The sequence below is a fragment of the Cupriavidus mimosae genome, assembly GCF_023952485.1.
Lineage (GTDB): Bacteria > Pseudomonadota > Gammaproteobacteria > Burkholderiales > Burkholderiaceae > Cupriavidus > Cupriavidus taiwanensis_C.
In genome coordinates this window covers 123,209-144,908 of the sequence record NZ_JALHRY010000015.1, presented here as the reverse complement: position 1 = coordinate 144,908, position 21,700 = coordinate 123,209, and the positions used below count along the sequence as shown (strand labels likewise).

The 21,700-nt window shown below is 68.8% G+C and carries 17 protein-coding genes and 1 pseudogene; 9 read left to right on the top strand and 9 right to left on the bottom strand.

The genetic code is table 11. The features are described from left to right. Window positions 1-122 precede the first annotated feature (122 nt). From MKD50_RS24535 to MKD50_RS24525, 3 genes are all read left to right on the top strand, one after another. Window positions 123-512, top strand: coding sequence for an OsmC family protein (locus tag MKD50_RS24535; RefSeq protein WP_252669060.1), 390 nt, complete (start codon window positions 123-125; stop codon window positions 510-512). Between the two features lie 360 nt (window positions 513-872). Continuing rightward, window positions 873-1,694, top strand: a complete 822-nt coding sequence (locus MKD50_RS24530) for a hypothetical protein (RefSeq protein WP_240071421.1) — start codon at window positions 873-875, stop codon at window positions 1,692-1,694. A 229-nt stretch (window positions 1,695-1,923) separates the two neighbouring features. Then, window positions 1,924-2,673 carry a DUF3047 domain-containing protein gene (locus tag MKD50_RS24525; RefSeq protein ID WP_252669058.1) on the top strand — a complete coding sequence of 250 codons (750 nt, stop codon included), beginning with the start codon at window positions 1,924-1,926 and terminating at the stop codon, window positions 2,671-2,673. Here MKD50_RS24525 and MKD50_RS24520 read toward each other — a convergent pair. The 8 genes from MKD50_RS24520 to MKD50_RS24485 all read right to left on the bottom strand — a co-directional run bounded on the left by MKD50_RS24520 (window position 2,670) and on the right by MKD50_RS24485 (window position 11,805). Continuing rightward, window positions 2,670-3,431, bottom strand: a complete 762-nt coding sequence (locus MKD50_RS24520; RefSeq protein WP_252669057.1) for a lipoyl protein ligase domain-containing protein — start codon at window positions 3,429-3,431, stop codon at window positions 2,670-2,672. The two genes, MKD50_RS24525 and MKD50_RS24520, sit on opposite strands and share 4 nt — an antisense overlap. Before the next feature lie 47 nt (window positions 3,432-3,478). Continuing rightward, a complete protein-coding gene (locus MKD50_RS24515; protein ID WP_111520933.1) occupies window positions 3,479-3,820 on the bottom strand; it encodes a carboxymuconolactone decarboxylase family protein in 342 nt (113 codons plus the stop codon). Between the two features lie 73 nt (window positions 3,821-3,893). Beyond that, window positions 3,894-5,009, bottom strand: a complete 1,116-nt coding sequence (locus MKD50_RS24510; RefSeq protein ID WP_252669055.1) for an acetoin dehydrogenase dihydrolipoyllysine-residue acetyltransferase subunit — start codon at window positions 5,007-5,009, stop codon at window positions 3,894-3,896. Continuing rightward, window positions 5,009-6,025 carry an alpha-ketoacid dehydrogenase subunit beta gene (locus MKD50_RS24505; RefSeq protein ID WP_018005967.1) on the bottom strand — a complete coding sequence of 339 codons (1,017 nt, stop codon included), beginning with the start codon at window positions 6,023-6,025 and terminating at the stop codon, window positions 5,009-5,011. Before MKD50_RS24505 ends, MKD50_RS24510 begins: the two co-directional genes overlap by 1 nt. A gap of 35 nt (window positions 6,026-6,060) precedes the next feature. After that, window positions 6,061-7,074 (bottom strand): thiamine pyrophosphate-dependent dehydrogenase E1 component subunit alpha, encoded by a 1,014-nt coding sequence (locus tag MKD50_RS24500; protein ID WP_115699433.1) that lies wholly within the window; start codon window positions 7,072-7,074, stop codon window positions 6,061-6,063. 65 nt (window positions 7,075-7,139) lie between these two features. Continuing rightward, window positions 7,140-8,207, bottom strand: a complete 1,068-nt coding sequence (locus tag MKD50_RS24495; protein WP_240071417.1) for an ATP-NAD kinase family protein — start codon at window positions 8,205-8,207, stop codon at window positions 7,140-7,142. A gap of 330 nt (window positions 8,208-8,537) precedes the next feature. Beyond that, window positions 8,538-10,544 (bottom strand): sigma-54-dependent Fis family transcriptional regulator, encoded by a 2,007-nt coding sequence (locus tag MKD50_RS24490; protein ID WP_115699431.1) that lies wholly within the window; start codon window positions 10,542-10,544, stop codon window positions 8,538-8,540. Between the two features lie 220 nt (window positions 10,545-10,764). Further along, entirely contained in the window at window positions 10,765-11,805 is a 1,041-nt protein-coding gene (locus tag MKD50_RS24485) for an LLM class flavin-dependent oxidoreductase (protein WP_115699430.1), read from the bottom strand. 220 nt (window positions 11,806-12,025) lie between these two features. Between MKD50_RS24485 and MKD50_RS24480 the strand changes: the two genes are divergently transcribed. After that, complete coding sequence (locus tag MKD50_RS24480; RefSeq protein WP_252669053.1) at window positions 12,026-12,781, top strand: IclR family transcriptional regulator; 756 nt, start codon at window positions 12,026-12,028, stop codon at window positions 12,779-12,781. An 18-nt stretch (window positions 12,782-12,799) separates the two neighbouring features. Here MKD50_RS24480 and MKD50_RS24475 read toward each other — a convergent pair whose 3' ends face one another. Beyond that, window positions 12,800-15,580: a hypothetical protein gene (locus MKD50_RS24475; protein WP_252669051.1), complete on the bottom strand. Its 2,781-nt coding sequence runs from the start codon at window positions 15,578-15,580 to the stop codon at window positions 12,800-12,802. A 191-nt stretch (window positions 15,581-15,771) separates the two neighbouring features. On the opposite strand from MKD50_RS24475, the gene MKD50_RS24470 reads away from it, so the two are divergent. The 5 genes and pseudogenes from MKD50_RS24470 (at window position 15,772) to MKD50_RS24450 (ending at window position 21,645) form a co-directional block, all read left to right on the top strand. Next, the gene (locus tag MKD50_RS24470; RefSeq protein WP_252669049.1) at window positions 15,772-16,485 is read left to right on the top strand and encodes an IclR family transcriptional regulator; all 714 of its coding nucleotides are present in this window, start codon (window positions 15,772-15,774) and stop codon (window positions 16,483-16,485) included. A gap of 64 nt (window positions 16,486-16,549) precedes the next feature. Beyond that, window positions 16,550-18,159 (top strand): annotated as a pseudogene (locus MKD50_RS24465) (OPT/YSL family transporter). A gap of 54 nt (window positions 18,160-18,213) precedes the next feature. After that, complete coding sequence (locus tag MKD50_RS24460; RefSeq protein WP_252669047.1) at window positions 18,214-19,398, top strand: aminotransferase class V-fold PLP-dependent enzyme; 1,185 nt, start codon at window positions 18,214-18,216, stop codon at window positions 19,396-19,398. A 31-nt stretch (window positions 19,399-19,429) separates the two neighbouring features. Next, window positions 19,430-20,185 (top strand): dipeptidase PepE, encoded by a 756-nt coding sequence (gene pepE / locus MKD50_RS24455; protein ID WP_240071412.1) that lies wholly within the window; start codon window positions 19,430-19,432, stop codon window positions 20,183-20,185. A gap of 299 nt (window positions 20,186-20,484) precedes the next feature. Further along, window positions 20,485-21,645: a porin gene (locus MKD50_RS24450; protein ID WP_252669045.1), complete on the top strand. Its 1,161-nt coding sequence runs from the start codon at window positions 20,485-20,487 to the stop codon at window positions 21,643-21,645. Window positions 21,646-21,700 lie beyond the last annotated feature (55 nt).

Here is a 21,700-nt window from a genome sequence, read left to right as displayed (position 1 = left end):
TGCGAGCCAGCCGAAACTGGCAGGAATGCGCCGCTTTCGGCGCTTCTCACCGGAGGCGACGCTACTTATAGAATGGTCGTTCCGGCCCGCGGGGCCGTTCTTTGATGAGATGGGGACGTTCGATGACTATCCAAGCGACATGGAAGCCAAGCCAGGGCAACAGCATCTGCCAACTGACCAACGGCACTGCCGAGTGGCAAGCCGATCTCGACGCTTCCGCCGGCGGCGACACCCACTACCCGAATCCGCATGACTTGCTGGACTCCGCCCTCGCCGCCTGCACGACGCTGACTTTGCAGCTGTATGCGAAGCGCAAGGGCTACGCGGTCACTGACGTCCGGGTTTCGGTCGGTCATGAGGAAGCCAACGGCACCTATACGATGCAGCGCGAGGTCAATGTCAGCGGCGACCTGTCGCCCCAGATCATCGAAGACCTGCTGCGTGTCGCCAATCGTTGTCCGGTGCACAAGACCTTGTCCGGCCAGTTCTCGATCCAGACCTCGATGGCATGACGCGGCTAACCCCGTTCACGGATGGGTTGTCACAGCAAATGAGAATCGTTAGCATTTGAGTTCTCGGGTTCTGACACCACCTGAGTCAGCAAATGGGTTGGCCGGACACGGCATCGTGTCCGGCTTTTTTCTTTTGCGGGATGCCGTGTCACGGCCATGACCGCCAGCCGCAATACGCTACGCCGCGATCCGCCCCGTTGACGCCACGCCCATGTGCTGTGTTGGCTGGCCCACCAAGTTCCATCCGGGAAGTGGTCAAAACGGCACTGCCGACACACTCTGTGCCGCATCGCCGGCTTACCATGGCGAAAAGCAAAAACAATAAAAACGCTTAAATAACGAAGCGAGCGGGGGGATGCCTTGACCAACTTCATTGAAGCCTATTGCGCGCAGATACGGCTGGCGGGCGCCGGCGGCGTGATCGCGAAACCCGTCGTGGTGGCGCGGGACAGCAGCTACGCCATGCACTACGTACCGTGCGAATACCTGAATCCGCAGGCAGCGCTGGTGCTGGTCAGCACCACGCCGGGCCATGCGCATGTGCGGCTGGCCGCGGCGGTGACCGAGGAACTGCTGCACACCCATGCGCCGGGGCGCGTGATCCAGCGCGAGAACAAGCGGCGCGTCGAACTGGGCGGCAAGCTGGTGCGGCCCAACCTGATCCGCATGCTCGACCACTTCCGCGTGCCCGAACTGGTCGGGCTGCCGCATGCCGCCGCCTTGTGGAACGATGGCTTCGAGCGCCTGCAGCCGCTCGCGCTGTTGCCGCATGCCACCACGCGGCGCGGGCTGGCATTCGACGGCCCGCTGGAAGAACTGCTCGACGCGCCGATGCTGCGCGACGTATTCGAGACGCAGTTCCTCGGCGCCGTGCGGCAGATGCGCACCGACGCGCTATACATCGCATTGGGCCGCACCGCCTGGGCCGCGCTGCAGCACGCGGTCACACGCCGGTTGCTGGCGCGCCGCCAGTTGCTGGGAATGATGCCGGTGCCGGCGCGCGCGGGCAGCATGGTGCGTTACTTCCTGCGAGAGATCGCCGCCAGTGCCTTGTCGGCCAAGGATCCGGTTCGGCATCGCGTGGACTGGCTCGATGCCGCTCACCACGAATTGGAAGCGAATGTTCGCAAACAGCGCGCCTCGGTCCGACCAGAGCCGCCTCCCGCCTACCTGATCGCGTAAGCGGACGCTCGCCTTCGTACTTGTGATTCATAGACCCCACGGAAGAGGGGTCTTGTGAGGCCGGTTTGCGTCGATAACGTCTCTTGAGGAATTTGACACTCCTCGCATTCCCGATTTGCGGCCCCTCGCGGGCCGCGATTTTTTTGTGGTGGTCAGATCAAACAGGGTCCACGGCGCTCGGGCACACGGTTTGCGTTCGGTCCCACGTCTCGTATTCCGCTGATCCACCATGACGACCACCCATGCGTTGCCCCTTGCCTTGTGTGCCACCCTGCTGCTGGCCCCGCTTTCAGCGCCGGCGCAAAGCGGCAAGCCTGGACTTGTTCTTTCCGACCGCAAGCCGGGCGGCGCGCTCCCGACAGACTGGAAAAATTTACCGGTCGCCGAAGGCAAGGCCAGGACCGAGTACCAATTGGTGGCGGAGGACGGCAGGACGGTGCTGCTGGCACAAGCCAATGGCTCGGCGTCCGCGCTGATGCATGCGGGCGATGTGGACCTGTCGCGGACGCCCGTGGTGGCCTGGCGCTGGAAGGCAGACGGCGCGATACCGGGCGCCGACAACCGCGACGGCGCGCGCGAGGACGCGCCGGCGCGGCTGGTGTTCTTCTTCGACGGCGACACCAGCAGGCTTTCGCTGGGCGACCGCGCCGCGATGCAACTGGCCAGGACCGTGGCGGGCGAGGAACTGCCCTATGCCACGCTGATGTACGTGTGGTCGACCAGCGCCGCGCCCGGCAGCGTCATCCCCAACCCGCATACCGGCCGCGTGCAAATGATCGTGGTATCCGGCGCCGACGATGCCGGCAAATGGCAGACCCTGCGGCGCAATCTGGCGCGGGACTATGAACGCGTATTCCACGAGCCGCCCGGACCGCTCAAGGCCTACGGCATCATGACCGACACCGACAATACCCGTGCCTCTGCCCGCGCCTGGTACGGCGACATCCGCTTCCTGCCAGGCGGCGCGGCAAAGGATTAGGCCGGGGCGGGATGCTGGCCGAGGCTCCACCGCAGCGCATCCGAGACCTCTGCCATCAGCACCACATCGTCCTGCGCGGCATGCCCGCTGGCCACACGCGCCTCGCGCACGCTGACCACCTTGCCCGCGTCATAACGCCGCTCGCTGCCGATGGCCGCCTCGAAGGCATTGGCGCGGGCGTTGATCTGCTCCGGGTCGGCGCTGACCAGCAGCACCGCATGGGCCAGCACCAGGTGGCGCTGGCCGTCGGCCGCCTGCATCGCCGCTGGCGCACGCCGCCAGTACTGGGCCGTGCCGGCGATCTTGCGGGCGGCTTCGGGCGGGCCCCAGGCGAGGTTGTAGCGGCCGTCGCAAAAGGAGCCGGCCACCGCTTGCCAGTGCGTCTCGATACCAAGTACTCGCAGCGCGCCGCCGATCACCGCGCACAGGTGCAGGTAGACCGCGTCGCTGAGCGCGCCTGGCGGCTGGCCGACGGCGTAAGCCAGGCTCAGGTTGAGGATGCCGGTCCCCTGCGGCACCAGCCCGCCGCCGGACATGCGCAGAAACACGGGACAACCTTGCTGCGCAAAATCGGCGCGCGCGGTCTCCAGCGCCGCGTGGCGCAGGTAGGTGCGCGGCACCACCAGCGACTGCGGCGCCTCCCACAACCGTGCCACCTGCCGGCCCTGCGCAGCGAGTTCGAGCAGCGCCAGTTCTTCCTGCAGCGGGTCGCTGCCGGCGTGGGCGGGGGCGGCGGGATCGACAAGTTCAAACGGCATCGGTTGGGAACTGCCCCGGGAGTGGCAATGCGCCGAGTCTAGCAACCCTAGGCGTTGAGCGCATCGAAATACGCCAGCGCCTTGGCCGCGTACATCGCGCCGGGGCCGCCACCCATCTCGATATTGACGGCCAGCACTTCGGCCAGTTGCTCGCGGCTCGCGCGATGGCGCAGTGCCTGGCTGGTGTGGAACAGCACGCAATCGTCGCAGCCCTTCTGCACGGCGAGTGCGACCGCCACCAGTTCCTTGAGTTCGGCAGGCAGGCTGCCCTGTTGCGTGGCGGCCTTCATCACGCCCTGGAAGGCGCTCATCGTGCCGGGCTGGGCCTGGCCGAGCGCGCCGAATTGCTTGTTGATCTCCGCCAGGCGGGTCTTCAGGTCTGTGGTCATGTGGAAGTGTCCTTTGGTAAATCGGCCCCGGGGCCGCCTGGACGGCGCATGGTGGCGCCGTCCGCGGGCGGCATCAGCCGGCCAGGTGGGTCTTCAGCAGCGCGTTGAAGTCGTTGGCCTTCTCCATCTGGCTCATATGGCCGGCATCGGCAAAGACCTTGACAGTAGCGTCGGGCGGCGCCGCCTCGGCATGCGCCGCCGGGATGATGCGGTCCTGGCCGCCCCACACCACCAGCACGCGCTTGCCGCTGTCGGCCAGGCGCTGGCCCGGTTGCTCGCTCTGCCGGCCGCCGCCGAACAGGCCCTGACCGAGCGCGGTCAGGGCCTCGTCGACCCCATCCAGCCGCTTGTAGCGCAACAGGTCATCCAGCATCTGCCGGCTGACCAGCCCCGGATCGGCGAACAGCAGCTCGACCACGGGCTTGAGTTCGCGCCGCGACTGCGCCTTGACGAAGCCATCGGTATAGTCGCTGTTGACGGCCTCGCCGAAGCCCACCGGCGACACCAGCGCCACCGACAGCACCCGCTGCGGCGCATCCATCGCCAGTTGCGCGGCCACGCCGCCGCCCATCGAATGGCCGACCACATGCGCCGCCTCGATCCCGGCCTCGTCCATGAAGCGCGCTACAAAGCCGGCCATCTGCGCCAGCGTCGTGCCCGCGAGCCGCGGCGACGACTGTCCGTGGCCGGGCAGGTCGAGCGCCACCACGGTGTACGCGTCGGCCAGGGGCTCGAGGTTGAACAGCCAGTTGTCCAGGTCTCCGCCAAAGCCGTGGATGAAGAGCACGGCCTGGGCGCCGTCGCCCTTGCGGGCATAGCGGACCCGGATGCCGTCGACCTCGGCAAACTGGTACGCGCTGGCGGCATCCTCGTCGCCGCCATCGTCCGCCGGCGTTTCATACGCCGCGACGTATTCATCGATCTGCGCATCGCTCACCTCCGCAGGGGCCAGCACGCCAAGCAGCGCCTTCACCGGCAGCACGTCGCCGGCCTGCGCCACCTTGCGGCGCAGCGTGCCGGCGTCGGGCGCCTCCACCGCATTGGCGATCTTGTCGGTTTCCACATCGAGGATCGGCATGCCCACGGTAATCTCGGTGCCTTCGTCGACCAGCCAGGCATTGACCGTGCCCTCCTTCATCGACAGGCCCCATTTGGGCATCACGATCGGGGTGATTGCATCCGTTGCCATCAGTGCTTGCCTCCCTTCACGGTCTTGCGCGCGGCATTGACGATCTGTGCCGCGCTGGGGATATACAGGTCTTCCAGCGTGGGCGAGAACGGCACCGGCGTATGCGGCGGGCACACCATCTCGATGCCGGCCTTGAGCGCGCCGAAGGCCTGCTGCGCGACCTGCGCGGAGATATCGGTGGCGATATTGCAGCGCGGGCTGGCTTCATCCACCACGACCAGGCGCCCGGTGTTCTCTACCGACTCCAGCACCGTATCCATGTCCAGCGGCGAGAGCGTGCGCAGGTCGACGATCTCGGCCTCGATACCCTCCTTCGCCAGCGTCGCCGCCGCTTCCAGCGCCCGATGCACCATCAGACCGTAGGTGACGATCGTCACGTCCTTGCCATCGCGCACGATATTGGCCTCGCCGAACGGGATGGCATAGGCGCCTTCCGGCACATCGCCTTCCAGGCCATAGAGGTTCTTGTGCTCGCAGAAGATCACCGGGTCGTTGTCGCGGATCGCCTGGATCAGCAGGCCCTTGGTGTCGTACGGCGTGGACGGGCACACCACCTTCAGGCCGGGGATATGCGTGAACAGCGGCGTCAGCATCTGGCTGTGCTGCGCGGCGGCGCGAAAGCCCGCGCCGACCATGGCGCGGATCACCACCGGGGTCTCGGCCTTGCCGCCGAACATGTAGCGGAACTTGGCGGCCTGGTTGAAGATCTGGTCGAAGCAAACGCCCATGAAGTCGATAAACATCAGTTCCGCGATCGGGCGCATGCCGCACGCCGCGGCGCCGATGGCGGCGCCCACGTAGGCCGATTCGGACAGCGGCGTGTCCAGCAGCCGGTCGCCATGCTTGGCATACAGGCCCTTGGTCACGCCCAGCACACCACCCCAGGCGTCCTTCTCCCCATCCGCGCCGGCGCCGCCGACAATGTCCTCGCCCAGCATGATGACGCTGGGGTCGCGGGTCATTTCCTGGTCGATCGCCTCGTTGATCGCCAGCTTGATGCTCAGTTTGCGAGCCATGTCTGTCTCCTGATAATTGGTTTGCGCGCGGCGGATCAGTAGCTGACGTAGACGTCGGTCAGCAGGTCTTCCGGGCCCGGCTGGGGCGCCGCCTTGGCTTCCTGCACGGCGTGCTCGATCAATGCGGCGACTTCGCGGTCGATCGCGTCCAGCTCTTCGCGCGCGATCACGCCGGCCTGCGTCACGGTGCGGCCGAACAGCTTCAGGCAATCCTTGTTGGCGCGGATGTCGTCGAGTTCGCCGGCAGCGCGGTAGGTCTGCGCATCGCCTTCGAAGTGGCCGTAGAAGCGGACCATCTTGCATTCGAGCAGCGACGGCCCGCCGCCCTCGCGGGCGCGGCGGATGACTTCGCCGGCGGCTTCGTGGACCGCGAAGAAATCGGTGCCGTCGACGGTCACGCCCGGGATGCCGAAGCCCGCCGCACGGTCGACATAGCTGTCGACCGCCGTGCCATAGTCGCGCGAGGTCGATTCGGCGTAGCCGTTATTCTCGATCACGAAGATCACCGGCAGGTTCCACACCGCGGCCAGGTTCAGGCTTTCCAGGAAGGTGCCCTGGTTGGAAGCGCCGTCGCCGCAGAAGGTAATGCCGACTTCGCCCTTGCCGCGGAACCTGGCCGCCAGCGCGGCGCCGCAGATCAGCGGTGCGCCCGCGCCCAGGATGCCGTTGGCACCCATCATGCCCTTGGACAGGTCGGCGATATGCATCGAGCCACCCTTGCCATTGCACGAGCCGCCCTTCTTGCCGTAGATCTCCTTCATCATCGCCACCGGGTCGACGCCCTTGGCAATGCAGTGCCCATGGCCGCGGTGCGTGCTGGCGATGCGGTCGCCGTCGTGCAGGTGATGCAGGATGCCGACGCCCGCGGCTTCCTCGCCGGCGTACAGGTGGACGAAGCCCGGGATGTCGCCGCGCGCGAAGTCCACGTGCAGGCGTTCCTCGAAATCGCGGATGGTGCGCATCTTGCGGTACACCGTCAGCAGCGTCTCCTTGTCGAGCGGCAGCGCGCCGCGGGGTTGCGCCGGATCTTGCGAAGCTCTGGCTGTCATCTCTGTCTCCTTCGTTTTCAGGTGTTGCACTTCAAGAAAATCGGTGGGTGCGCGGCCCGGCGTGCTCAGGCCAGGGCGTGCTGTGGCACGCTGCGCATCAAGTGATGGCGCGCCGCGTGGCGCATGCACGCGGCGACGTCGATGCTGCGGAACGCGTGGTCGTGCAGCGTGACGGTGACTTCGTCGTCCGGGCCGAAGGTCAGCTCGCGCTCGCCGTCCAGCGCGACGACGCCGCTGCGCTGGCGCACGCGATGGGGGCGGCCGTGCGCCAGCCGCTGCCAGCCGGCAATGGGCACGGTGCACATCAGGCCGGGCGCAATCGGCGCGCTCAGTTCGAATTCGCCCGCGCCCGGCGCGGCCAGTTCGATTGCAAGGCCGCCCTCTTCACGCCGACCCACCGGCTCGAGCAAGCCGGCGATGGCGGACAGGCCGATCGCCTCGGGATCGGCAAACGACGCGTAGACCGCGGCCAGCGTGTCGGTCTTCCACAGCGCGCGCGCACCGATGAAGTGTTCGTGCGAGATCACCGCATCGACCAGCGCGATATCGCGGCGGAAGTTGCCATTACCGTCGCGGATGACGATGTCCAGGCGCTTGTTGGAAGCCAGCGCCTGGCTGGCGGGAATGCGGCCGGTGGCATAGAGGCCGGTGGCAAGCCCGGTGACGGTGGGTTCGCGCATCTCGGGGTAGGCATTGTTGGTGCCGGTCGACAGTCCCGCGATCGGCACCGCGCCGCATTCGCGCACCACGGCGCGGTGGGTGCCGTCGCCGCCCAGCACGATGATGGCGGCGACGCCCGCATCGGCCATGCAGCGCGCGGCATGCAGCGTGTCGTCGACGCGCGAGGCCACCGGCATGTCGAGATACGCGACTTCGGGCAGGCTCGAGTCCGGGCCCTGGCGATGCGCCAGGTGCCGCGCCAGCATGACGCGCAGGCCCTCGCGATCGGGCATCATCAGCACGCGCCGCACGCCGCACGATGACAGCGCGGCCAGCAGCCGCAGCACGATATTGACGCGGTCAGCCAGCTGCAGGCTGTTGGCGTTGGCGATCACGCGGCGGATGTCGCGCGCGGAAACCGGATTGGCGATGATGCCGACCAGCGGCGCATCGGCGAACCTTGGCTGCCCCATTGCCTGTCTCCTGTGTTGTCGTTGTGGTGACAGGCGACTTTGCAATGGCTGTGCCAGTGGCCGGATGGCATTGCGATGGCACAAGGCGGGCGCTTGCGGGGCCCTGGCTTCAGGGATAACCCGCAGAAATCGCCGCCGCTTGCGCCAGGCGAGCGGCCTGGGTGGCCGTCAGGGCGAGACAGGTGTCACAGTACAGGTGTACGGAGTGGACACGCGTAACGTCTCTTCACCGGCGTCGCCGCACGCGCCTGGCGAAAGCCGACGGAAAGAGAAGTCAGGAAGACGAGAAGGCGCGAACGCCCTCGCAGAAACGGGTACGGTGGCGTGATGCTACGACTGCTCGCCGCCGTCGCGCCGGTTAGGCGACTGGATGCCGTAGCGCTCCATGCGCCGGTACAGCGTCATGCGGCTGATGCCGATCTGGCGCGCGACCGCGCTCAGGTTCCAGCCCGAGGCGCGCAGGTACTGCATCAGCAGCATGCCCTCGGGGGGCAGCTGGTGCGGGTCGAACGGGGCGGCGGTGTCGTGGTCCGGGGCGCGATCGACCGGTGCCGGCTCGGCCGCTACGGCAGCCGGTTCAGCGGCGCCGGTCACAGCCTCGGGCAGGTCGTGCACGTCGATATAGCCGCCGCTGCAGACCGCGCGCGCGTACTCCAGCACGTTGCGCAGTTCGCGCAGGTTGCCCGGCCAGCGGTGGCGGCGCAGCCGCTCGCTCGCGGCCGGTGACAACGTCACCGGGTCGCCGGTGCCCTCCTGCAGCAGCTTGCGCACCAGCCAGTCCAGGTCGGTGCGCGCGCGCAGCGGCGGCAACTCGAAGCGCGCGCCGTTCAGGCGGTAGTAAAGGTCCTCGCGGAAGCGGCCTTCGGCCACCAGCTGTTCCAGGCGATGGTGCGTGGCCGAAATCACGCGCAGGCGTACCGGCACCGGGCGGGCGGCGCCCACCGGCAGCACCTCGCCTTCGGCCAGCACGCGCAGCAGGCGCGACTGCAGCTCGCGCGGCATGTCGCCGATCTCGTCCAGGAACAGCGTGCCGCCGTCGGCCTCCTGAATCAGCCCGCGCTTGCCGCGCGAGCCGGCGCCCGAAAAGCTGTTGGGCAGGTGGCCGAACAGCTCGCTCTCGATCAGCGTCTCGGGAATCGCCGCGCAGTTCACCGCGACGAAGGGTCCGGCACGGCGCGCGCTGGCCTGGTGCAGCGCCTTGGCGAAGAACTCCTTGCCGCTGCCGGTTTCGCCCTGGATCAGCAGGTGGATCGGTGAATCGACCAGACGCGCGGCGCGCTCCAGCTGCTGCGCCAGCGCGGCGTCGCCGCCGCTGAGCGCCGCCAGCGGCGCCGGCATCGCCACCTGCGCCGGTGCCGCTGGAGCTTGCCAGCCCAGCGCGGGCGGCATCACGCTCAGGTACAGCAGGCCGCCGCTGCGGTTGAGCGCGACCAGGCGCTGCTCGCTGGGACGCGAGTAGACATAGCGGCCCAGCTCTTCCAGCCGGGCGTCGAACAAGGTCTCGAACGGCTGCCCGAGCACGGTGGCGCCGGGCATGCCGCTCAGTTCGGTCTCCAGCATCAGGCGGGCACGATGGTTGTGGCCGACGATGCGGCCGGCATCGTCGAGCGCCAGCAGGTATTCCGGGTTGACGTCGACGAACTCGGGCGCGACGTTCAGCTTCAGGATCCAGTCGCGCCGGTGCGCCCGCAGGAAATTGGCGTTTTCGATATGCGCCGCGTAGATGCGCACCATCTGCAGCGCCAGCCCCTGGCTGTCCTTGGCTTGCGGCGAGACCAGCGCCGAGATGTCGAGGATGGCGTGCAGCTTGCCATGCGTGTCGAACAGCGGCGCCGCGGTGCAGGTCAGCGGGATATGGGTGGCATCGAAATGGTCGGCCTGGTGCACGGTCAGCGCCTGCCCGGTGACCAGCGCGGTGCCGACCGCGCAGGTGCCGGCGCCACTCTCGCTCCATTCCGCGCCAAGGTAGAGGCCGGCGTGGCGCAGCGCGGCATCGGTGTGGGTGTCGCCGATATAGTCGACCGTAACGCCCTGGGCATCGGTCAGCAGCACCACGTAGCCCAGCGCCGCCACCTGGGCGTGCAGGCTCTGCAAGCCGTGGCGGGCAATCCGGGCGAAATCGTCGATGCGCTCCTGGTGTTCGCGCAGGCGCGTCTGCGGCAGGATGCGCGCCTCCTGCATGCGTGAGGGATCGAGCCCGTACTGGTGCACGCAGCGCCGCCATGAATTCTGGATGATCGCGTCATGCGCGATGCGCTCCGCGAGCAGGGCTGGCGGGGATAGGTAGGCGGTGGCCTGGACCACCGTCTCGATGTGCTCGCGTTGCCGCAGGTCCATCGCTGTCTCCTGTCGTCGCTGCCCTCGACCCCGGGATTTTGCTTGGGGACGGTGGATCGGGCGGACTATGCGGGCGCGTGCCTGGCTGGCCACGCCTCTGTCTGGTGTCGGCCTTCTAATGTATCCGAGCGCCTCGGCGCTTTGCAAACCAGAACCGGCAGGAAATGAAAGACAGCGGCCGGCGCACGCCGCAAGTGCGGCGTGCGTCATACCGAACAGCTCAGAGCGCGGCGTTGGCCTTGAGGCTGCGCGCGGCAGCCGCGGCGATCTCGAACGATCGCCGCCGCGCCTGGTGGTCGTAGATCTGGCCGGCGATCATCAGCTCGTCCGGCTGCAGGTCATCGGCAAAGCGCTGCATGCCGGCACGCACGGCATCCGGGTCGCCCACCACCGAGCAGGCCAGCGAGCGCCGGATATGGTCGGCCTCGCTCTCGTTCCAGAGCGCTTCGATATCGTCGACCGGCGGACGCAGCTGCCCCGGCGTGCCGCGCACCAGCGCCAGGAACTGCTGCTGCAGCGAGCTGAACAGCCGGCGCGCCTCATCGCCGGTATCGGCCGCGAACACATTGAGGCCCAGCATCACATAGGGCCGGTCGAGCGTTTCCGACGGGCGGAAGGTGCGCCGGTACAGGTCCAGCGCCTGGCGCATGAAACCCGGCGCAAAGTGCGAGGCGAAGGCGAACGGCAGCCCCATCGCCGCGGCCAGCTGCGCGCTGAACAGGCTCGAGCCCAGCAGCCAGATCGGCACCTTCAGGCCGGCCCCGGGCACCGCGCGCAGGCGCTGGCCCGGGCGCACGTCGTCGAAGTAGGCCTGCAGCTCTTCCACGTCCTGCGGGAAGGTGTCGGCGCTGTCGCTGGCCAGATGGCGGCGCAGGGCGCGCGCGGTGGCCTGGTCGGTGCCGGGCGCGCGGCCCAGGCCCAGGTCGATGCGGCCCGGATAGAGCGAGGCCAGCGTGCCGAACTGCTCGGCGATCACCAGCGGCGAATGGTTGGGCAGCATCACGCCGCCGGAGCCCACGCGGATGCGCTGCGTGCCGTTGGCGACATAGCCGATCAGCACCGCGGTGGCGGCGCTGGCGATGCCGGGCATGTTGTGGTGCTCGGCCAGCCAGTAGCGGTGGTAGCCCAGCTGCTCGGCATGGCGCGCCAGGTCAAGCGAGTTGCGCATGGCCTGGCCGGCATCGCTGCCTTGCGGGATGGGAGCGAGGTCGAGCACCGAATAGGCGATGCCGTTGCCGGCGGGGAGAGAGTCGCGGTTCATGTCGTGGTCGGGCGGGCGGTGCACGCCACACGGGCGCCGCCCGCTGCAATGCGGATGGTTCGCTATGGTAGTGAGGCTGCGCGGATCGTGCTGGCGGCGGCTTTGCGGCCCTGCGGGCGGCGTGGGTATCGCCGGGCGCGGTGGGGCCACAGCGGGGGCGCAAGGATTGAGCCGCGCGCCGCTTGCCCTTACCATTCAGCCCGATGCGAAGGAACGATCGATGACTCTCAAGACACTGGACGGCGCGCTGGCCCTGCTGACCCACTTCACCGTGCGCCAGCCCACCTGGGGCGTGCGCGAGCTGGCCAAGCACAGCGGCGTGCATTACGCCGTAGTGCACCGCGTGCTGGCCACCTTTGCCGCCAACGGCTTCCTGGTGCAGGACGCGGCCACCGGCAAGTATTCGCTGGGGCTGCGGCTGTTCGAGCTGGGGCAGGTGGTGCGCAAGAGCTTCTCGCCCGACGAGATCGTGCGCCCGGTGTTGGAAAAGCTGGCCGCGCAAAGCGGCGAGACCGTGTTCCTGTCGTGGCTCGATGGCCATGAAGGCCTGTGCGTGGGGCTGGTACACAGCCAGCACCAGCTGCGCTTTTCGATCGAGCTGGGCGAGCGCTTCCCGCTCTATGCCGGCGCGCACGCCAAGGCCATGCTGGCGTTCCAGGACAAGGCCTTCCGCGACGAGGTGTACCGCCAGGGCGTGGCGCGCATGGGTCCGCATACCGCGCTGGAACGGGAGCGCATCGAGCAGCAGCTGGCCGAAGTGCGCGAACGCGGCTGGGCGCATACGCGCGAAGAAGCCGCGGCCAGCGTCGCCGGACTGGCCCTGCCGCTATGGTCGCGCGACCGCAGTGCGGTGGTGGGTTCGGTCGCCATCGCCGGGCCGCAGCAGCGGCTTGACGACGCCGCCGTGCCGCGGCTGCTGGAGGCGCTGCGCGATGCCAGCGGCCGGCTGGAAGACGTGATCGGCTTCGTGCGCTGAGGCCAGCTCGGCGCGCGCTCAGGCCAGCAGCGCCTTGCCCACGTCGCCGCCCAGCACGCGCTTGCCAAGTGCATGCCCCAGGGCCCGGTAGCTTTCCCATTGCGCCTCGTCGAAGAACTGGTCGCCGGTGCCCTCGTGCGGGAAGGCCGGGTGCGTGGTGCCATAGTGCCGCACGTCGGCCGGCGCCCATGACACCAGCCGCGGCTTGATCAGCACGATGCGGCAGACGCGCGCGCGCGGCGCCGCGCAGGCCGGGTCGGTGCGGAACACGTCGAGCAGCACCGCGCATTTGTCGGCGGCGCCGGCGCTGGCCGGCTGACCCGGCACGAAATCGTCCGGCATGCCGAAGACTCGGCTCAGCACCGGATGCGTGGTGGCGGCCTCGGTATCGACGACGATCTCGAGGCCATGGTCGATGCGCGCCAGGCGGATCAGGTTGGCAAGGTCGCCGAAGCGATAGTCGGGATCGGCCCCGCAGTCGCACAGCACGATCAGCGCGACGTCCCGGCCCGGACGCAGCAGCTCGTAGACGCCGGTGTTGTCGAAATGACCGCCGTCCGACAGGTACTGCCAGCCGCGTCGCGTGCCGTGGAAGCGCCCGCTCAGTTCGCATCCCAGGTAATACTGCGTGCGGAAGATGCCGGCGGCCAGCCACGGATGCGTGGCGCGTTCGGGATGGCGGCCGCGCTCGCCCTCGCGCCCGCCGCGACGCGCGTAGCGGGCCGGGAACGACGGCCACCATGTACCCAGCCGCAGGTTGGCCAGTCCGAGCAGCAGCGATGTGCCCAGCGTGGTGGCCCGGCCCAGGCCGGTGGACACCGCCGCGCCCGAGATCGCGATCCAGTCACCCACCGTCAGCGCTTGCGCCAGCTTGCCCGACGAGGGCCATGACAGATCCGGGCAGCACTGCCAGCCATCGACGGTGAAGCGCGCATGGGCGTCCGGCGCGATCGCGCTTGCCGCGCCCCGCTGCGGCAGGCCAGCACCGGGTGCCAGGCACAGCGGCTTGCCCTTGCGGTCGCGCTGGACCAGCTGCTCGGCCGGATCGACGGTCAGGTTCAGCGTCACGTTGATCAGGTGCAGCGGCGCCAGCACGTGCGGATCGTAGTAGGCATTGAGGCTGAGCTGGTCGCCGGGCACCGGCTCGGCCACGCTGAAGCGCGCGCGCCGGCGCCGGTCCGCCGCCGGATCGGGATCGGGCGCGGCAAAGCGCTCGCCATTGGACGCGCCCAGGTAAGCGCGCGTGAGGCGCGCCGCGTAGAAGGGTTGCAGCGTGGACAGGTTCAGGAAGCCGGTGAAGCGGCCGGCGACCAGCGCCAGGACCAGTGCCACGGCCGTCAGCGTAGCCAGCGCCGGCCCGGTGTAGGCGGTGCCATACACCAGCCAGTCGACCGGCTCGCGGCCATTCCAGCGCACCCACAGCACCAGCCACGACCACAATACGTACAGCAGCAGCGCCAGCACCGCGGCGGCCGCCCCGGCCAGCAGCGAGACCGGCAGGCGCGCCCACAGTGCGCGCCAGGCAGAGCCGGCGCTGCCCTTGCGGCCTGCCTCGAGCCAGCGCGCGCCGTAGCGCACCAGCCAGACCAGCACGCCCAGAGCGCTCGCGGGCAGCGCCACGCCCCACGGATGGCCGGCAGCCTGGGCATACAGGTAAGTGGTGCGCGCCACGGTATCGGCCACGCCCAGTGCCGCCAGCCACAGCGTCAGCGTGACCGCCGTGCGCAGCGCACGCGTGGCCCGCACGCGATAGCCGGACACCGTGCGCGGCTCGCCCTGCAGCATTACCAGGCAGGCCAGCACGCCAAGCCAGGTCAGCACGCCCAGCGCGGCAAAGAGTTGCGCAGGCAGCGGCCGCGCGCCGATCCGTTCCGACCAGTACGCGGCGGCGAGCAACAGCAGTCCCAGCAGCGTGGCCAACATCGGCGCGGGGCTGAAGAAGCGCCCTGGCGCCTGCGGCTCGCTGGCGCGCGCATAGACCAGCCAGTACGCCAGGCCGGGCGGCACCGCGCCGAGCACCACTGTCACCAGCGGGAGCCACAGCAGCGGGCTCCACCAGATCGCGCATTGGCCCTGGTTGAAGGCCTGCCGCGCATCGTGGAGCAGGTCCATCTCATAGCGTCCGAACCCGTACCAGGCGCCCGCCGCGCCGTGCAGCAGCAGCGTCAGCAGCGACAGCAACACCAGCAGCGCGCTGCCGATCACGTAGTGCATCGCCAGCCAGTTGCGCGCCACCAGCGCGGCGGCATACAGGTTGTCGCCCGCGCCGGTGGGCGACAAGTAGCGGCCGTTCTCGCGCAGCCACGCGACCGCGCCGCGGCCAGGGTCGGCAGCGTAGGACACCGAGGTGTGGATGCGGCCCGGCGGCTCGCATTGCAGCGTGTGGTAGGCGTCGGCGGCGGCCTGGACCGGGCCGGTGCCGCGGCGCAGGCGACCGGGCACGAACAGGCTGACGAAGAAAGCGCCGAGGTAGCCGCCGCCGCTGACGGTCGACAGGTAATCGAACTGGGCCAGCAGCGAAGCCAGCCCGGGCACGGTCTGCGCCGCGGCGGCCGCGCTCGCCGCAGGCGTCTGGGGCGCGCCGGGCGGGGTCGCCGCGGTCGTGTTTGCCGGCATCTCGGTGCCGGCCAGTGCCTGCATCACGCCCAGGCAGAAGGTGGCGCTGCGGATGCCGCCGCCGGACAACGCCAGCGCCCAGTTGCGCTGGCCCTCATGCGTGCGCGGCGCGATGCCGAGCAGGCGGCGGCGGTGCGCGATGCGGGCCGCTTCGTCGCCGTAACCGTGGTCTTCCGCAGCCATGGGTGCCTCCCGTAGCAGTCGGCCTGCGCCAAGTATAGGCAAGGGCGCATGGGTCGATATTCGCCCCGATCCGGGAGACGACTGCGCGTTAACCCTGATTGTTGCAGGTGACAGCGAGGCCTAGCATTTCTCTGTATCAGAGACGTTGTCTCTTATATAGAGACACAAGTAATTCGAAGTTTCGCTCGGCAATGCTCAAGACCCTGGACGGCGCGCTGGCGCTGTTGACCCACTTCACCGTGCGCCAGCCCAACTGGGGCGTGCGCGAGCTGGCCCGCCACAGCGGCGTGCACCATGCCGTGGTGCACCGCGTGCTGGCGACGTTCGCCGCCAACGGCTTCCTGGTGCAGGACGCGCAGGCACGCTACGCGCTCGGGCTGCGCTGGTTCGAGCTGGGCCAGGTCACGCGCAAGACGTTTTCACCGGCCGAGGTGGTGCAGCCCGCGCTCGAGGCACTGGCGCGGGAATGCGGTGAAACCGTGTTCCTGTCGTGGCTGGACGGTGACCACGGCTTGTGCACGGACATCGCGCACAGCCAGCACCAGTTGCGCTTTTCGATCGAGGTGGGCCAACGCTTCGACCTCGGCGCGGGCGCGCATGCCAAGGCCATGCTGGCGTTCCAGCCGGAGGCGTTCCGGCGCCGGCTTTGCGGCGACGCGCCCGGGCTGGCAGCGCGGCTGGCGCAGATCCGCGCCGACGGCTGGGCCTATACCTGCGAGGAATCCGCCGCCACGGTGGCCGGGCTGGCGCTGCCGCTGTTCCACCGCGACAGCCAGGCGGTGGTGGGGTCGCTGGCCATCGCCGGTCCGCTGCAGCGGCTGACGCCGGAGGCGGCGCCGCGCTGGCTGCAGGCGCTGCGCACGGCGCGCACCACCATCGGCCCGGTGGCCGGTTTCATGCGCTGAGCGCGCGCCAGGCATCACACACAACAGACAAAACCAGACAACACTACGGGGAGCGGTGGAAGACATGACCATGCCAACACAACTGAACGCGCCGATGACGGCGCAGCCCGCGACTCGGACGCGCTTCATGGAGCCCTTGCTGCTGCTGGTCTCCGTGGCGCTGTCCGTGTTCGGTGCCATGATCGGGATGCAGCTGATCGTGTCGCTGGGCATCTCGGCCAACACCTCGATCATCGGCGCGCTGATCGCGATCGTGTTCTCGCGCATCCCGCTCGAGATCACGCGGCGCTTCCGCGTGCTGGAGCGGCAGAACCTGGTGCAGACCGCGATCTCGTCGGCCACCTTCGGCGCCGCCAACTCGCTGATGATCCCGATCGGCGTGCCGTATGCGATGGGCATGCCCGAGCTGGCCACGCCGATGCTGATCGGCGCGGTGATCGCCATGTTCGTCGACGGTGCGATGCTGTACTTCCTGTTCGGCAGCAAGATCTTCCCGGCCACCGGCACCTGGCCGGCCGGCATCGCCCCACCGCCGAAGCCATCTGGGCCGGCGACCGCGGCGGGCGCAAGGCGGCCTTCCTGGGACTGGGCATCGCCGTGGGCGTGGGCGGCGCATGGCTGGGCGTGCCGATGTCCGCGTTCGGCGCGGCTTTCCTGGGCAACCTGGCGGCACTGACCATGTTCGGCATCGGCCTGCTGGTGCGCGGCTATTCCGTGGCGCTGACCGGCATCGACATCGCCAAGGCCTATATCCCCCACGGGCTGATGATCGGCGCGGGCATCGTCGCGCTGTTCCAGGTGGCCCATGAAATCCGCCGTGCGCGCCACGCCCCGGCGGCCGACGCGCGCACCATCGAAGTTCCGGCCGCGCGCGCCAGCCGCATCCTGTCGGGCGGCTTCCTGATCTACCTGGCGATCGCGCTGCTGATCTCGGTGCTGGCCGGCCATATCTCGGACATGTCGCTGGGCATGCTGGTGCTGTTCGTGCTGTACGCGGCCTTTGCCGCCTACGTGCACGAGCTGATCGTCGGCATCGCGGCGATGCATTCGGGCTGGTTCCCGGCCTTCGCGGTGGCGCTGATCACGCTGACCATCGGCATCCTGATCGGCTTCCCGCCGACCGCGCTGGCGGTGCTGGTGGGCTTTTCGGCCGCCACCGGCCCGGCCTTCGCCGACATGGGCTATGACCTCAAGACCGGCTACCTGCTGCGCGGCGAAGGCCGCGACATGGAGGCCGAGCTGGCCGGGCGCAAGCAGCAGTTCCTGGCCGCGATGATCGGCTTCGCGGTGGCCGCGGTGGTGGTGCTGGTGTTCCACGGCAGCTTTTTCGCGCAGGGCCTGATCCCGCCGGTGGACCGCGTCTACGCGGCCTCGATCAAGGCGGGCTCGTCGGCCGAGATCGCGCGCAACCTGATGATCTGGGCCGTTCCCGGCGCCCTGCTGCAGTGGCTCGGCGGCTCGAAGCGCCAGCTCGGCATCCTGCTCTCGACCGGCATGCTGATCGCCTCGCCGCTGGCGGGCTGGGCGGTGCTGGCGGGCCTGGCGATCCGCTTCGTGCTGCAGCGCCTGCGCGGCGACAAGCATGTGGCCGAGATGAGCGCCTTCGCCGGCGGCGTGATCGCGGGCGATGCCCTGTTCAGCTTCTTCGGATCGGTCACCAAGCTGAAGAAGTAAGCCCTACCTGCGGGCGCACGCGCTGCGCCCCTCTGTCATTTCCCGAGACGTTCCATGGATATCCAGGCAATCCGCGCCGACACCCCGCTGACGGCGTCCACCATCTATCTCGACACCGCCGCGGCGTCGATCCCGCCCGACGCCGTGCTCGAGACCGTGCGCAGCTACCTGCTCGACACCGGCCATGTCGGCATCTATCTGCCGGCATTCCGCAAAGAGACCTATGCCCGCGTCGAAGCCGTGCGCGCCAGGCTGGCCGGATGGCTGAACTGCGCGGCCGACGAGCTTGCCTTCACCAAGAACGCGACCGAGAGCATTTCGATCGTCGCGCGCGGCATCGCCTGGCAAGCCGGCGATGAAGTGCTGGTGGCCGACACCGAGATGCTGAGCAACCTGCTGCCGTGGCGCCGGCTGGAGCAAGCGCACGGCATCGTGGTGAAGATGGTGCCGGCCAATGCAGAAGGGCTGCTGTCGCCCGGGGCCTTCGCGGCCGCCATCACCCCGCGCACGCGCCTGCTGACCTTCTCGCACCTGCCCAATTCCACCGGCGCGGTGCAGCCCGCCGCGCAGATCTGCGCGGTGGCGCGCCGGCACGGCGTGCTGTCGCTGGTCAACGGTGCGCAGAGCGTGGGCATGCTGCGCTCGGACGTGGCCGAACTCGGCTGCGATTTCCTCGCCGGCTGCGGCCGCAAGGCGCTGCGCGCGACCGAGGGCTCAGGCTTCCTGTACGTGCGCCGCGAGCTGATCGCGCAGGTCGAGCCGATGCTGGTGGGCTGGTGGAACGGCGCCTATGACCGCGCCACCGGCGCACTGTCGCTGGTGCCGGGCGCGAAGCGCTTCGAAGCGGGCTGCCCGATCGTGCCGGCCATCCTGGGCCTGGGCACCGCCATCGACTACGCCGCCGCGCTCGGCATCGACGCCATCGAAGCGCGCGTGCGCGACCTGACGGAATACGCGGTGGCGAAGCTGTCGTCGATCCCCGGCTTCGAGCTGTACGGCCCGGCCGACGTCGCGCACCGCATCGGCATCGTGCCGTTCAACGTGCGCGGCATCGACCCGGCCCGCATCGTCGCCGCGCTGGAAGCGCAGCAATGCATCATCGAAGCCGGCAATTTCATGGCCGACGCCATCCTGGCGCGCTACGGCGTGTCGACCATGGCACGCATATCGCTGCACTACTTCAACACGCATGACGAGATCGACCGCGTCGCCGCGCTGGTGCGCGCGGCGATCGCCTGACCCGACTCCTGAACCGACGGAAACGCAAGACATGACCCAACGCATCCTCCTGATGAGCAGCTCGCGCAAGGACAAGCTCGGCTACCTCGAGCACGCCGGCGAGCAGATCCACACGCTGCTGAAGCATGAGCCGCGCAAGGTGCTGTTCGTGCCGTTCGCCGGCGTGACCTTCAGCTTCGATACCTACGAAGGCATGGTCAGGCCGGTGTTCGAAAAGCTCGGCTACGCGCTGGAATCGATCCATCACAGCGCCGATCCGCTGCGCGCTGTGCAGCAGGCCGAGGCCATCGCGGTCGGCGGCGGCAATACCTTCGCGCTGCTCAAGCGCCTGTATGACGCCGGCATCGTCGAGGCCATCCGCGCCAGGGTGCGCGCCGGCACGCCGTACGTGGGCTGGAGCGCCGGCAGCAACGTCGCCTGCCCGACCATCCGCACCACCAACGACATGCCGATCGTGCAGCCGCCGTCGCTGCGCGCGCTGGGACTGGTGCCGTTCCAGATCAACCCGCACTTCATCAGCGGCAAGCCCGCCGGGCACAACGGCGAAAGCCGCGAAGAGCGGCTCGCGGAGTTCCTGCACATCAATGCGCCGGAGCAGGTGTTTGCGCTGCCGGAAGGCTCGGCGCTGTATTCCGATGGCACCACCGGCCTGGTGCTGGGCGAGCGCAATGCGCTGTGGTTCCCTGCCGAGGGCAAGGTGGAGACGATTCGCGAGGGCGAGGCGTTCGCGTTATCGCAGATCACCGGGCCGGCGGGCATGCAGGACTGGCCGGGCTTTGCCGTTTGAGCAACGCATTAAACGCCGAAGCACAAACGGTTGTCTCCCCTCTCCCTCTGGGAGAGGGGCGGGGGAGAGGGCAGCGTTGCCACGAAGTGAAGCGTCACCGTAACTGCATGCGCCTGCCCTCTCCCCCAACCCCTCTCCCGCAAGCGGGAGAGGGGAGCGAACCAGCGGGATGCATGCGTGACTAGCAACTAGCCATTTCAAGGCCCACCCGGCCACAGCCAATACAAACAAAACCAGCCCCGCGGGCCGCGTTGCGCCGCCCGCGCGGCCCCCTTTTGCCTTCTGGAGGAGAAAACAATATGAGCCCAGCCCTTTGCCATGCCGCGCGCCTGACCTTGCCACTGATGCTGGCCCTGCCCGCCACCACCATGGCCCAATCCGGCGTCACGCTGTACGGCGTCATCGATACCGCGCTGACCTACCAGACCCACTCAAACCCCGCCGGCGACGCGCAGGTCGGCCTGCAGCAGGGCGGCGAAGGCTTCCTGTCCGGCAGCCGCTTCGGCCTGAAGGGCGTCGAGGACCTGGGCGGCGGCGTGAAGGCGGGCTTTGTGCTGGAGAACGGGCTGCTGGCCGATACCGGCCGGCTCGACCAGCAAGGCCAGCTGTTCGGCCGCCAGGCGTACGTGAAGATCGGCAACCGCTGGGGCGAGCTGGCTCTGGGCCGGCAGTACACCACCGCCAACACCATGCTGTACTACGTCGATCCGCTTGGCGTGGGCGCGGCGCCGTCCAATGCTTGGATGGTCTACCTGACCGGCCAGCGCTACGACAACGCCGTCAGCTATACCGGCAATTTCGGCCCGGTGTCGGTGATCGCGGAATACGCGCTGGGCGAGACCGCGGGCAACACCCGCGCGATGTCGTCGGTGTCTTTCGGCGTCAAGTACGCGGCCGGCCCGATCACCGCGGTCGGCGACTTCCAGCAGACCCGCGACAGCCAGAGCCGCAACGCCAACATCTACCTGGCGGGCCTGAAGGCCGCGCTCGGCCGCGCCAGCCTGTTCGCCAACTACATCCACAGCGACCGCGACGCGGGCTTCGACTCGTCGAAGGGCGGCACCGATACGGCCACCATCACCAGCATGTCGACCGCGGCCACGCCGACCAACCGGGCGGCGATCAGCTCGGTGTTCGGCGGCAGCCGTCACGACGACTTCTTCACGCTGGGCGCGAGCTACGCCGTGACCGGCAACGTCACCCTGACCGGCAGCGTGATGCACAACCGCACCCGCGCCGACAGCTTCAGCGGCAACCGCACCACCGCGTATGCGGTGGCCGGCTACGCCTTCAGCAAGCGCACCGACGCCTACCTGGCGCTGGCCTATGACCGCGTCCACGGCGACTGGTCGGGCCTGTTCGGCAACAACACCACCAGCTGGACCGGCGGCAGCGGCACGCCGCTGGACGGGCGCGACACGCAGACCACGGTGATGGTCGGCCTGCGCCATCAGTTCTGATCGATTTGTAGACCGCCCGGTCCGCGCCGCGCGGCCCGGGCAAACTTTGGAGAAA

What these genes read in the sequence shown, in the direction of transcription:
- MKD50_RS24535 (WP_252669060.1), top strand. Translation starts at nt 123, where the DNA reads ATGACTATCCAAGCGACATGGAAGCCAAGCCAGGGCAACAGCATCTGC.
- MKD50_RS24525 (WP_252669058.1), top strand. Translation starts at nt 1,924, where the DNA reads ATGACGACCACCCATGCGTTGCCCCTTGCCTTGTGTGCCACCCTGCTG.
- MKD50_RS24520 (WP_252669057.1), bottom strand. Translation starts at nt 3,431, where the DNA reads ATGCCGTTTGAACTTGTCGATCCCGCCGCCCCCGCCCACGCCGGCAGC.
- MKD50_RS24515 (WP_111520933.1), bottom strand. Translation starts at nt 3,820, where the DNA reads ATGACCACAGACCTGAAGACCCGCCTGGCGGAGATCAACAAGCAATTC.
- MKD50_RS24510 (WP_252669055.1), bottom strand. Translation starts at nt 5,009, where the DNA reads ATGGCAACGGATGCAATCACCCCGATCGTGATGCCCAAATGGGGCCTG.
- MKD50_RS24505 (WP_018005967.1), bottom strand. Translation starts at nt 6,025, where the DNA reads ATGGCTCGCAAACTGAGCATCAAGCTGGCGATCAACGAGGCGATCGAC.
- MKD50_RS24500 (WP_115699433.1), bottom strand. Translation starts at nt 7,074, where the DNA reads ATGACAGCCAGAGCTTCGCAAGATCCGGCGCAACCCCGCGGCGCGCTG.
- MKD50_RS24495 (WP_240071417.1), bottom strand. Translation starts at nt 8,207, where the DNA reads ATGGGGCAGCCAAGGTTCGCCGATGCGCCGCTGGTCGGCATCATCGCC.
- MKD50_RS24490 (WP_115699431.1), bottom strand. Translation starts at nt 10,544, where the DNA reads ATGGACCTGCGGCAACGCGAGCACATCGAGACGGTGGTCCAGGCCACC.
- MKD50_RS24485 (WP_115699430.1), bottom strand. Translation starts at nt 11,805, where the DNA reads ATGAACCGCGACTCTCTCCCCGCCGGCAACGGCATCGCCTATTCGGTG.
- MKD50_RS24480 (WP_252669053.1), top strand. Translation starts at nt 12,026, where the DNA reads ATGACTCTCAAGACACTGGACGGCGCGCTGGCCCTGCTGACCCACTTC.
- MKD50_RS24475 (WP_252669051.1), bottom strand. Translation starts at nt 15,580, where the DNA reads ATGGCTGCGGAAGACCACGGTTACGGCGACGAAGCGGCCCGCATCGCG.
- MKD50_RS24470 (WP_252669049.1), top strand. Translation starts at nt 15,772, where the DNA reads ATGCTCAAGACCCTGGACGGCGCGCTGGCGCTGTTGACCCACTTCACC.
- MKD50_RS24460 (WP_252669047.1), top strand. Translation starts at nt 18,214, where the DNA reads ATGGATATCCAGGCAATCCGCGCCGACACCCCGCTGACGGCGTCCACC.
- pepE (WP_240071412.1), top strand. Translation starts at nt 19,430, where the DNA reads ATGACCCAACGCATCCTCCTGATGAGCAGCTCGCGCAAGGACAAGCTC.
- MKD50_RS24450 (WP_252669045.1), top strand. Translation starts at nt 20,485, where the DNA reads ATGAGCCCAGCCCTTTGCCATGCCGCGCGCCTGACCTTGCCACTGATG.